The organism is Psychrobacter sp. TPE 89C (assembly GCF_055522395.1).
The window spans coordinates 1-12,766 of sequence record NZ_JBVFXW010000012.1 but is presented as its reverse complement, the minus strand read 5'-3'; the positions used below and the strand labels follow the sequence as shown (position 1 = coordinate 12,766).

Genomic DNA, 12,766 nt, shown 5'->3' with positions numbered 1-12,766 from the left:
GACTATAGATATAAAATAGTAAAAATAAAGCCGATTGCTTATATTTAATAAAGTCGTGCTTGAAAAGAGTCAGTCGCTCTTAGCGTTCGCTTTAGAGTAGCTATTGTCCATATTTTATTTAAGGTTACAAGGATTAAATAGCTTATTGCCTTGTCCATAAATTTTATCATGTATGACCAATTATACAGCTGTACAGTGATATTGTTATGAATGGCGGTTGATGCCTTGCAACCGTCCGGCTTATTTGTCAAACTAACCTTACGTGTCACGCATTATGGAAGATGGCTCTTATTACCTGTACAGATGGTCTTTATTGACGATTGGTACAGGTCATAATAATTAAAAAGGATGACTATTATGACTCAGAAATCATTTCCCCTTGCAGCCGAGTTCATCGCTGCTGCCAATACGACAGCCGAACAATACCGCACCGACTACCAGCAGTCTATCGAATCCCCTGAGTCTCATGATGCCTTTTGGGCGAAGCGTGCCGAGCTGATTGATTGGATAAAAAAACCAACTAAAATCAGCGACGTTAATTATGATTTAAAGGATTTTCGAATTAAGTGGTTCGAAGATGGCGAGCTGAATATTTCTGTCAATTGCCTTGATCGACACCTACAAAACAACCCTTACAAACCAGCGATTATTTGGGAAGGCGATCATCCTTCCTTACATAAAATCATCTCCTTTAAAGAGCTGCACGAATCGGTCTGCCGCTTGGGTAACGCCATGCGCAAGCTTGGGGTCAAAAAAGGCGATCGCGTCACCTTATATATGCCGATGATACCGGAAGCGATGGTAGCGATGCTGGCGTGTACGCGTATCGGTGCCGTGCATTCAGTGGTCTTCGGTGGTTTTTCTGCTGAGAGCTTGGGCAACCGTTTGATAGACAGTCGCTCGAAACTGGTTATCACTGCTGATGAAGGTTTACGTGGTAATAAACGTACGCCGCTCAAGGCGAATGTCGATCGTGCACTTGATATGGATGGCACTGACAGCGTAACCAACGTCATCGTCGTTCATCGTACTGGTAACTCTGTTCCGATGAGTGGTCGCCGCGACCTTTGGTATCATAGTTTAGTAGACGGTGAATCGCAGTATTGCGAGCCTGAAGTGATGAATGCCGAAGACCCGCTGTTTTTACTCTATACGTCTGGCTCAACTGGCAAGCCTAAAGGCGTGTTGCATACGACTGGCGGCTATATCACTTATGCGCTCTCTACATTTCGAGATGTCTTTGATATTAAAGACGATGATGTCTACTGGTGTACAGCCGACGTGGGCTGGATTACGGGTCATACTTATTCAACTTATGCACCGCTCGCCAATGGCACGACGACAGTGATGTTCGAGGGTGTACCAGAATATCCAACATGGGCACGCATCGGTCATATCATTGATAAGCACAATGTGACGGTCTTATATACCGCGCCGACTGCGATTCGAGCGATGATGAAGGAGGGAGATGCCTTTGTCCGTGAGTCTAATCGTTCTAGCCTGCGCTTGCTCGGAACCGTGGGGGAGCCAATCAATCCCGAAGCATGGGATTGGTACTATCATGTGGTCGGTGACGGTAAGTGTCCAATCGTAGATACGTGGTGGCAGACGGAGACTGGTGGCATTCTAATGGCTCCGATACCCGGCGCAGTTGCACTTAAACCCGGTGCGGCGATGAATCCTCTATACGGTATAAAACCAGAAATCGTTGATAGAGATGACACTATATTAGAAGGCTCTGCCGAAGGTAATTTATTAATTAATAGTAGCTGGCCGGGCCAAATGCGGACCATTTATAATGACCATGAACGCTTTTTAGAGACTTATTTTAGCGATTATCCAGGCTATTATTTCACTGGTGATGGGGCGCAGCGCGACGAGGACGGACATTACTGGATTACGGGACGTGTCGATGATGTGCTCAATGTCGCGGGTCATCGTCTGGGTACAGCCGAGATTGAAAGTGCCGTGGTCGCACATCCTGCCACGGCTGAGGCTGCTATCGTTGGTATGCCACATGAGATTAGAGGGACGGGTATTTGCGCCTTTATCATTCTAAAATCAGGCGAAAAAGAGACAGCGTCACTGAAGGCTGAGCTGAATCGACAAGTGCGCTCTGAGATTGGCCCCATTGCCAATCTGGATACGATTCATATCGTCAATGTGCTACCAAAAACGCGATCAGGTAAAATCATGCGCCGTATCTTGCGTAATCTAGCGGCAGGACAGTATGTCGGCTTGGGAGATTTATCCACCCTTGCAGATAGTTCCGTGATTAATCAGTTGGTCGAAGTGGTCAAAGCTGAGCGTGGAGAATAGTCACAGCTATATCCTCGTTAGGCAATTAAAAAGAAGCCATGTTATAGAAATAGCATGGCTTTTTTACGTAGACGATATTGATATGAGTAGGTTTTAAAGGTTCAATGCTATTTAAAAGTTTAATACTATTTAAAATTGTATCGACTAAAACAACCCGTTATTTTTATACATACTATTTTCTGACCACATATCCTATAAGGCTTATTGTCATTATGACTCATCATCCTTTAAACCGTACTGATACTACTTCACCTAAAATCGCTATCATCGGTGGTGGTCTGACAGGACTATTTACTGCCACATTATTAGAGCGTGCTTTTAGCCAAGGTAATGATAAAACACCAGTCCCTAATATTACGATTTTTGAAAAGTCTCGCAGTGTTGGACGTTTAGCCACTCGTTATCGTACCGACAGTCAAACGGGTAAAAACTGGCAATGGGCATTTGGGGCACAGTTTTTTACGGCTAAAACAGCCAGTTTTCAACAGTTCATTGTGCCTTGGCTAGAGTCAGGTTTATTGCAACCATGGTGTGCACAAGTGGTCAACCTAACACCAGCAAACAATAGTATTGAGGCATCCGATATCCAAAGCAAAGAGCAATGGAATACCACGCAAGCACGCTATATCAGTACCCCCAAAATGACCAGCTGGGGACGTGAATTGGCTGATGAATTGCAGCACACCACCATGAAATTTAAAACTCGCGTTGCACCGTTGGCTCAATATGACAGCGCTATAGCAGAAAAAGTTGATAAAAAAACGGAGCTGTTTGACGATACTGGCGCAAGCCTAGGTCACTTTGACTGGGTGATTTGTACCGCGCCGAATGGTCAGGCAGTCGAGCTGATGGCAGATAGTGGCTTTGCTGAGCAATTAAGGATTACTGAGCGACAGATGCAGGCTTGCTATACGCTGATGTTGGGGTGGAATGATATTGCCGCCTTACCGAAAACGCTAAGCAGTTTGGCAGCACAGCAATGGGATGTTGCTTATCTGAGTGATTCTATTCTCGATAGGATATTTATCGAGCATCAAAAGCCTGCTCATGATGATCTGCTACCCAGTGTGACCATTCATGCCAACAATCATTGGTCAGAGCAGCATGTCGATGATGATATTGAGACCGTCCAATCACAATTGCTACAAGCCGCACAGCAAGCATTGAACTGGAACGAGGAAAGCGCACCTAGCCAAATAGACAGTCATCGCTGGCGTTATGCTGCAACGGTGGTTAATGACAACAACGACAAAGATGCGTCAGGTATTTTATTCGACGAGACGTATCAGTGGATTGTCAGTGGTGACTGGTGTGGCCAAGGCAATATCGAAAGCTGCTATCAAATGGCACAACAGACGGTCGAGGCTATCTATTATATTCATAAAGTTGTCTGATGGGAGATGAGTCGTTCATTATCTCGTAGGGTCTGATCAATGATGAAATGTATCTGAAATGTTAACAAACTAATTCAAACCAATTCTACAAAAGTAGAGGAGTAATCAATGATGTGTAAAGTCGAGAGAGATTAATTTGCATATAAATAATCAATATTTGTGTATTAAATATAGTCTTTAAGTTACAAATAACACTATTAAAATCTCTGATAAACCGATATATTTGCTTTTCGTAATATATTAAATAGTATGAAGCTAGAAGTGGATAAAGTGCTGATAGGAAGTGATTTAACTCGCGTGATGCTCGAAAATGGTTGTCAGGAGATATGGTGTGCGGTAGATGATAGTAGCGATGAAGATGCTATGAAAGATCAAATCGAGAATGATTTTACAGCGAGAATCGTATCTTATGATGATGAAAAATTCTACTGTACCGCAGGTATAGCATGGTTATGTGCTGTGCCAATCAAAGTGTTGCCAATGACTTTGAGTGATGTGAAATTCGAAATGTCGTAATTTATATTGTATTAGCTCAACAGGTTTACAATCTGTATCAAAAACCTACCGCTGAGTGGGTTTTTTAATTTAAAGCAAAAAATGCTTTCATAGGGTTTTAACAATTAAAACGCTCAGGTGGGTATAAAAGGGCATTGTATTAGTATAAATGATGAAATATTTATTGATGAATAAATGTAGACAAAAAAGAGCCCACAAAGGAGGAACTGTGGGCTGAGGAAACTGAGCGTATAGTAATAACTATGATGACTACAAGGGCAGTGATTGGGCGTTGTTGTTATTATAAGTAACTCTACTATCAGTCTCTAAAATTAGAGTGATAGCGGTTAATTCAATAGGTAGATGTAGTTACTTACCTGCTTAAGTGTACAAGTGTTTTATTGGAATAGTCATCATAGCGTAAACAGCCACGGTTTGGCGATTTTGGTTACATGATATTACGTTTAAAAAGACATTCGGAGGAGGTATGGGATAGAACACATATCGCTAGTATGATGTCGAATAAACATGGATGCTTTTGTGATTTTATGCACACTACTAATATATAGTGTTAATGCTTCGTAGTTATATAACGATTACGGATGGATTTTAATATAATTGGTAACTTAGTAGCTAAAGAGATGGCATGACGACTTGCCCGAAAAATGCTAAGCTATCCGCCATTATTATGTCTATATGAAACTGGGTTTGCCATGACTGAGAATACGCATTTGCATACGCAGGAGCCATCAAGTACGCAAAATACTAAGAGTATTTTTAACTTGCCCAACAACCTGACTATTGCGCGAATATTAATGATTCCGCTATTTGTCGCCATTGCTTATTGGCCACCTTCTATGGGAATCGGCATGCCAGCCATCTCAGATAATGTGATTGCGCGGGTAGGCATGAGCGAGTTTAGCGATAGCTTGGTACGCCATTTATTATTGACGGGCGTTTTTATTATCGCTGCGATTACCGATTGGCTAGATGGCTACTTTGCGCGTAAGCTCAATGTGATGTCAGCCTTTGGGCGATTTTTGGACCCCGTCGCTGATAAATTGATGGTTGCAGTAGCGCTTATCATCTTAGTACAGTGGCATCCCAATATCATAATGGCGATAGCAGCGATTGTCATTATCTCGCGTGAGATTGCGGTATCCGCACTGCGTGAATGGATGGCAGAGCTAGGCAAGAGTACCAGCGTGGCAGTATCTTATGTTGGTAAGTTAAAAACGACATTTCAGATGGTGGCAATTACGGTGCTGCTATTAAATTGGGAGTCGCTTGAAACCATTGGCTATGTGTTGATGGTTGCAGCTGTTGTTCTGACATTATGGTCGATGATGATTTATCTAAGAGCCGCTTGGCCATATCTCAAGCAGAGTGGTTAAGCCATGTTATTGATTGTAGTATCATAAAATTTAGATAAAAACGCCAGTCGCATTAGCCACTGGCGTTTTTTATTGTCTAGTATTCGCTTACGGGGCGGTCGATTTATTTTACTCTTTGATTGTATGTATTGTTCATATATACTCAAAATTAGTGAACAAAATACAAGAGAATTGGCCGAAGTATGACGAGAGGTCATTCAAATAAGGAAATAGGCATGACATCACATCAGAAAAAGTCGGGCGCTGCCGTATTACTATTGGCATTATTGACAGGGTGTTCCTCTGGCTCAAATATGCAGGAGCAATCCACTTCAACCATTGAGCAAGAAAAGTCTATCCAAACAGACTCTATTGCAGAACGTTCTACTCAGGATGCTGCTGAATCAGAACGCTTGGGTACCAAATGGGGTGATGATGTTAACTCAGAGGTCACTACTGTTGATTTGCGCCGTACCCATCCTGAGCCTATTGAGCAGATGCAGGTTCGTTATGCAGATAAGTCCTATACTGGTCGTGCCGTCAATAGCATGTCGCTACTGGCGGGCAAGGTTGATTTTTCGATGGAAACAGATACAGGTGCACTATCCCTTTATCGAGACTCGGGCAATTACTATGTCCGAGGTCAAGCAGGTCAGGCATACCGTCTGGTGTATCATAATAATAGCGCCAATACTTATGAGATCGTCGCTAGTGTTGATGGAATAAACGTCCTCAATGGTAGCGCTGCTAGCCGTTATGATAGTGGATATGTGCTAAATCCCAATGATGATTTGGTGATTGAAGGCTTCCGTAAGAGCCAGAGCTCGGTGGCATCCTTTGTTTTTAGCAAGCCAGAGAGTGCCTATGCTGCCAATACCAGCTCGGGCTCTATCAATAATACGGGTGTAATCGGTACGGCAGTTTATGGGCTGTATGATCCTACTAAGCCAAAGCCAGCGCAGCCACAGGCTTATCCAGCTGATAATGGTTATGCGAAACCACCGCAATAATGCCTATCAATAGATAATAGATAAATCATACAAAAACGCCAGTCGCATTAGCCACTGGCGTTTTTGTATTCTACTATTTTGCTTTCATATAACAGATTCTTATAGCGTTACAGAGTTGTTTTCGCCTAGATTGGTCGCTTTTTTGCCGTCCATGACTGCAGCAGTCGTCATCTTAAACATATTGACGACTGAGCTGCCACTTAACCAATATTCGGCACCGTGTGGTACAACTTTAATCAACTGGATATTCTTATCTTCTTTACCTTGCTCATAGAATGCATTGTAAATTGGTGACCATAGCTCATCGAGCTTCTCTTGGTCTTCGACCAATTCTGCCTTACCGTTGATAGAGACATAATTCTTAGCATCTTGACTGACGTAGGCCAAGTTGACCTGCGGATTTCTTTCGATGTCTTTGACCGTTTCAGTGGTCTTATCACCGATGAACCAAATTTCTTTTGCTCCAATGCTGGTTTCACTGGTGGTCATTGGGCAGGCATGTAGATGATCTTCGTGAGTACGGGTGGTCATCATGGCAAATTTGATGTCTTTTACCAGCTCTTGCACTTTATCGATATGGTCTTGTCTACTCATAGTAAATTTCCTTTTCTTTATAGTATTTGATTAATAGTTATGAAGTTTTTGTTAGGTAGATTTTTATTTATTAATTTTTAGCTTTTTGACAATTCGTATTTAGAATACCGATAACCAGTGGTCTATTTATATAGGTTGCCAGTAATACGATGTTAGAGTTTGTAAGGAGTATAAGGGTTAAGTAAAAATTGTGACGTTATACTCATTTCACTATAAAAGTGTTACTGCGTTAACTTCGCTTGAGGTATTTAATGTACATCTACACTCAGTTGTCTTTCACTGCTTTTAAATTGAATCGAATGTATGCGCCCACCCAAGTTTGCTGCTCTGAAAAAAACGGTATGTAATATGATGTCACAGATGGAAGCCTAAAGAGTAGATCAGGGAGAAGGTCAAAGGGAAGAACAAGGCAATTATTTGTTAACCGTTTGCGAGTTCAATAAATGCGCTTTTCGGCAATTTATCTTGGTTTAGACCTGCTTATTACAGGGCTTCTTGTTATAATACGCAGACCATTTACTTAGCATGGCAGAGATGCCTTGATCTTACGGATTATGCCTTTATGATGACCATCGCCGGACAACCGTTTCTTACCGATTTTCAGACGCAGCAACTCATCAGTCAGTTTCAGCAAAAAACCGAGCTCAATGTCAGTCAAATAAGTACCCAGCAAGTGTATGTGCTATCACGCAAGCTCGAAGGTGATGAACATAAAAAGGCGTTAGACCTACTCGCTGTTGACAGTGCGACAGTGCTCGCCGACCCACAAGCTAATCAGATACAAGTCATCGTTGGTCCACGTTTTGGCACGATTTCGCCATGGGCAAGTAAAGCGACTGATATTTTTAATAACTGTGAAATCGAGCTCAACCGTGTTGAGCGTGTGGTTGTTTATACGTTAACAATTGATGGTGACGCAGGCGAAAAACTACCAGTAGACGCTGAGCAGTTGTTGTTTGACCGTATGACGCAGAGCTTGGTCTATGATTTGAATGATTTGAACAAATTGTTTGATGATGAGCAGCCAGCATCATTGAATCATATTGATGTCATCGGACAAGGTCAGTCAGCACTAGAGTCAGCCAATACCCAGTTTGGTTTTGCGTTATCAAGTGAAGACATTGATTATTTAATGAATGCGTATGTCAATGAGCTAAAGCGTAATCCAACTGACGTTGAGCTGATGATGTTTGCACAGGCAAACTCAGAGCATTGCCGTCATAAGATTTTTAACGCTGAGTGGACAGTTGATGGTGCAGTACAGCCAAAGTCACTGTTCCAAATGATTAAAAATACCTACCAGTCGAATCCACAAGGTATCTTATCTGCCTATAAAGACAACGCTGCTGTGATGGCAGGGTCTGACGGTATGCGTTTTTACCCCATTCCGACTGACGCGATGGATGCAAACTCTGCCCATCCTTATGACTTCCATCAAGAAGCAATCGACATTCTGATGAAAGTCGAAACCCATAACCATCCAACCGCTATCGCCCCTTATGCAGGTGCTGCGACAGGTGCTGGTGGTGAGATTCGTGATGAAGGCGCAACAGGTCGTGGCGGTAAGCCAAAAGCAGGTCTGACAGGCTTTCACGTATCACACCTACATATCCCAGAGCTTAGCGAAAAGTGGGAGCAGTCAGGTCAATTGAGTACTCAGGCTTATGGCACGCCAGATCGTATGGCAACCAGCCTTGAGATTATGACTGAAGCGCCACTCGGTTCAGCCAACTTCTCAAATGAGTTTGGTCGTCCTAACCTATGCGGTTATTTCCGTAGTTTCCAATTGGACACCTCAGCAGCAAAAGACGGCAGCGAGATGCGTGGCTATCATAAGCCAATCATGCTGGCAGGTGGTTACGGCAATATCAAACGCAACCTCATTGAAAAAAATGCCATTCAACAAGGTGATTTATTGATCGTCCTTGGTGGCCCTGCGATGCAGATTGGTCTAGGCGGTGGTGCGGCATCTTCGGTTGATAGTGGTTCACTTGATGAAGGCCTAGATTTTGCCTCTGTACAGCGTGACAATGCTGAAATGGAGCGTCGTTGCCAAGAAGTGATGGATCGCTGCTGGGCACTAGCGGGTAGTGATGTCGATGCCAGCAATAATGGTAAAGATGGCAACCCTATCGTGTCATTGCATGATGTGGGCGCTGGCGGTATCTCTAATGCAATGCCAGAGTTGGTCAATGACCACGAGATGGGCGCGGTACTAAACCTGCGTAAAATACCATCGTTAGAAGCTGGCATGTCACCAATGGCCATCTGGTCAAACGAAGCGCAAGAGCGTTATGTCCTCGCGATTCGCCCAGAAAGCGAAGCCCAATTCGATGCGATCTGTGCGCGTGAGCGTTGCCCGTATGCCATCTTAGGAACAGCCACGGATGTGCGTCAGCTAGTCGTTGATGATACGCTATTGGATGAGCAGCCTGTCGATATGCCGATGCAAGTATTGCTAGGTGGCACGCCGAAGATGAAGCGTAGCTTTGAGCGTCATGACAGCAGCTTGCCTGCATTAGAGTTAGGCGACGTCAATTTAGCTGAGTCTATCACTGATGTATTGCGTCATCCAACCGTCGCTAGCAAATCATTCTTGATCAGCATTGGTGACCGTTCTATCACTGGTATGGTCGTGCGTGATCAGTATGTTGGTCGTTATCAAGTACCTGTATCGGATTGTGCGGTTACGGCATCAGGTTTGATCGCGTTAGATGGTCAGGTGATGAGCGGTGAAGCGATGAGTATCGGTGAACGTACGCCAGTTGCCCTAATCAGCCCTCAAGCCTCAGCACGCCTTGCAATTGGCGAAGCGATTACCAACATCGCTGGTGCGCGCATTGCTCAGTTGTCTGATATCACCATGTCAGCGAACTGGATGGCAGCATGTGGCGATGATGCAGAAGATGCAGCATTGTTTGATGCTGTATATACAGTCGGTGAAGAGCTGTGCCCAGCATTGGGTATCGCTATCCCAGTCGGTAAAGACTCGCTATCGATGCGTGCCAATTGGACTGACAGCAGTGAAGCAGGTGAGACGGATAAATCAGTCGTATCACCAATGAGCTTGGTGATTACTGCCTTTGCTCCTGTGGTTGATGTGGCAAAAACGCTAACCCCTGAGCTAATCAATGGCGACAGCGCGTTTTACCGTATTGACTTGTCTAAAGGTAAATTGCGTTTAGGTGGCTCAATCCTTGCGCAAACGCTTAGCCAATTAGGTAACGACTGCCCAGATTTGGCGCAGCCAAGCGACTTGGTCGACTTCTTTAACTTTGTCCAAGCGGGTAACGCGCAAGGCGTCATCAGCGCCTATCACGATATCGGTGATGGTGGTCTATTAGCAACCATCGCTGAGATGCAATTCACCAGCCGTCAAGGTATCAAACTGTCATTGACCGACGATAACTTACTCGGTCAACTGTTCAGTGAAGAGCTGGGCGCAGTCATTCAAGTATTACCAGAAAACGTTGCGGCTCTAATGCAATTGGCAGAAGAGTTTAATGTTGCTGACATGCTCAGCCTCGTTGGTCAAAGCTCGGAAGAAGACAGTCTTCTTATCCAAACGCCAACGCTCATGGGTGATGACACTTTACGCTTTAGCCGTACTGAATTACAGCAAGCGTGGACGCAGGTCAGCTATCAAATCGCTCGCCGCCGTGATAACCCAGCGTGCGTACAGCAAGAGTATGACTTGATTAGCGACGCTAGCCATAAAGGCCTGATCGCTGCGCTAAACTTTGATTTGAATCAAAAAGTTGAAGAACCATATGTAAACAGTCGTGCTGATTCTGATAACAGCACGCCAAGAGTCGCTATCTTGCGTGAGCAAGGCGTCAACGGTCAGACAGAAATGGCAGCAGGCTTTACGCAAGCTGGCTTTGAAGCGGTCGATGTACACATGAGTGATCTACTCAGTGGCCGTATCAATCTACGTGACTTCGATGGTTTGGTCGCTTGTGGTGGCTTTAGTTATGGTGACGTACTCGGCGCAGGCTCTGGCTGGGCAAACTCTATCTTGTTCCATGACGAGCTACGCATGCAGTTTGTCCGCTTCTTTGCCCGTCCTGATACCTTCTCACTAGGCGTCTGTAACGGTTGTCAGATGATGGCTCAGTTAAAAGACCTTATCCCAGGTGCAGATAACTTCCCACGCTTCATCGCCAACCAGTCGGCTCGTTTTGAAGCGCGTACGGTCAATGTGAAAATCGAGCGTACCAAGTCTATCCTGTTCAAAGGTATGCAAGACAGCATTTTGCCAATCGCTGTCGCGCATGGTGAAGGCTATGCCACACTAGACAATACACAAATCGACGGTATGGCAAAACACGGTCAGCTTGCGATGCGTTATGTCGATAGCCAAGGTCATCCGACTGAGACCTATCCGCTCAATCCAAATGGTTCTGTCGGCGGTGTCACGGGTCTGTGTAGCACTGATGGTCGCGTCACTATCATGATGCCACATCCTGAGCGTAATCTAAAAGCCTATAACCACAGCTGGAAACCAGAAGAGTGGGACGAAGACGGCGCGTGGATGCGTATGTTCCGTAACGCCCGAGCTTGGTTGCGCTAGTCGCAAACCTCTAGCAATTGCTTATGGTTTTAGATAGCTGTTTTTCAAAATAAGAAGGTGGGCTTAGGCTCACCTTTTTTGTGTTTAAGATTTGAGTGTTTGGAAATGAAGGCTAATGTTTATACCGTGTTTTCACGAGTATAGGTGATGAGACACATGTTAAAATTGCGGTTAACAAAGATTAAAATCAGGCAAAATAAGGAATAAGAACATGTCAGGAATTACAGATATCAATGAGCTATTGGGTTCTATGCAGCCAGCATTGGTTGATGAGTTATTTGTGTTTTGTACTGTGAAAGGACAACTGGCTGAATACGTAAACTTAGCGCCAATAGCGACGTTTGTAGAGTCAGAAGGGCTGACTCTGGTTTTGACAAAAGACAAAGCTGATGAGGCAGGTTTGCATTACGAGGGCGTGTTTCGCCAAATCACTCTGATGGTGCATTCAAGCTTAGAAGCGGTAGGTCTAACCGCAGCCGTGTCAACCAAACTGACCTCAAAAGGTATCAGTGCCAATGTGATCGCTGCCTATTATCATGACCATATATTTGTGTCGAACGATAAGGCGGAGCAGGCGCTATCTGCGTTAAAAGAGCTGAGTAATATATAAATTTTTTTATAAGTAAGTGAGCTATTTCCCGCCTTCCACTTGTATCTGCCAGTCTGGGCGCGGCGGTGACACGAATTGAGATGTTACTGTTACCTCGACACCACCTCAAACTCTAGCCACCGCAACTCGCCCAAACCAGCAGGATACCGCTACAGTCGGGGCTAAAGCGCGCTTTTAAATGAATATAAACAATTGTCTTATATGTTTAAGTGGTTGGTTTATAAACCTTATCTAGAGGATCTAAATCTATTTTTTTAAAATCTTTTCCACGCAAATAGGCTTCATACCAATCTGGGTAGCCTTTCTTAGATATCTCAATAATTTGCTCTTTAATATCATTCCATAAATTTTCGAAAGAGTTTTTAGAAGTATTTATAAAAGGTTCATATATCTTATAT

The 12,766-nt window shown here is 44.1% G+C and carries 9 protein-coding genes; 7 read left to right on the top strand and 2 right to left on the bottom strand.

Annotated elements, in window-relative coordinates:
* Positions 1-357: 357 nt before the first annotated feature.
* From acs to ACZW67_RS05650, 5 genes are all read left to right on the top strand, one after another.
* Positions 358-2,319: an acetate--CoA ligase gene (gene acs / locus ACZW67_RS05670; protein ID WP_465182483.1), complete on the top strand. Its 1,962-nt coding sequence runs from the start codon at positions 358-360 to the stop codon at positions 2,317-2,319.
* 212 nt (positions 2,320-2,531) lie between these two features.
* Positions 2,532-3,713, top strand: coding sequence for an NAD(P)/FAD-dependent oxidoreductase (locus tag ACZW67_RS05665; RefSeq protein WP_465182482.1), 1,182 nt, complete (start codon positions 2,532-2,534; stop codon positions 3,711-3,713).
* A 249-nt stretch (positions 3,714-3,962) separates the two neighbouring features.
* A complete protein-coding gene (locus ACZW67_RS05660; RefSeq protein WP_465182481.1) occupies positions 3,963-4,229 on the top strand; it encodes a hypothetical protein in 267 nt (88 codons plus the stop codon).
* Positions 4,230-4,921: 692 nt separating this feature from the next.
* A complete protein-coding gene (gene pgsA / locus ACZW67_RS05655; RefSeq protein WP_110922213.1) occupies positions 4,922-5,602 on the top strand; it encodes a CDP-diacylglycerol--glycerol-3-phosphate 3-phosphatidyltransferase in 681 nt (226 codons plus the stop codon).
* Between the two features lie 215 nt (positions 5,603-5,817).
* Positions 5,818-6,591, top strand: a complete 774-nt coding sequence (locus ACZW67_RS05650) for a hypothetical protein (protein ID WP_465182480.1) — start codon at positions 5,818-5,820, stop codon at positions 6,589-6,591.
* Between the two features lie 99 nt (positions 6,592-6,690).
* Here the strand turns inward: ACZW67_RS05650 and ACZW67_RS05645 are convergent, their stop codons facing one another.
* Complete coding sequence (locus ACZW67_RS05645) at positions 6,691-7,185, bottom strand: pyridoxamine 5'-phosphate oxidase family protein (RefSeq protein WP_197215685.1); 495 nt, start codon at positions 7,183-7,185, stop codon at positions 6,691-6,693.
* Positions 7,186-7,747: 562 nt separating this feature from the next.
* On the opposite strand from ACZW67_RS05645, the gene purL reads away from it, so the two are divergent.
* Entirely contained in the window at positions 7,748-11,758 is a 4,011-nt protein-coding gene (gene purL, locus ACZW67_RS05640; RefSeq protein ID WP_465182479.1) for a phosphoribosylformylglycinamidine synthase, read from the top strand.
* A gap of 211 nt (positions 11,759-11,969) precedes the next feature.
* Positions 11,970-12,368: an ACT domain-containing protein gene (locus ACZW67_RS05635; RefSeq protein WP_465182478.1), complete on the top strand. Its 399-nt coding sequence runs from the start codon at positions 11,970-11,972 to the stop codon at positions 12,366-12,368.
* A 205-nt stretch (positions 12,369-12,573) separates the two neighbouring features.
* On the opposite strand, the gene ACZW67_RS05630 is transcribed toward ACZW67_RS05635, so the two are convergent.
* On the bottom strand, positions 12,574-12,766 hold a 193-nt coding region (locus ACZW67_RS05630), incomplete at its 5' end, for a hypothetical protein (protein WP_465182477.1).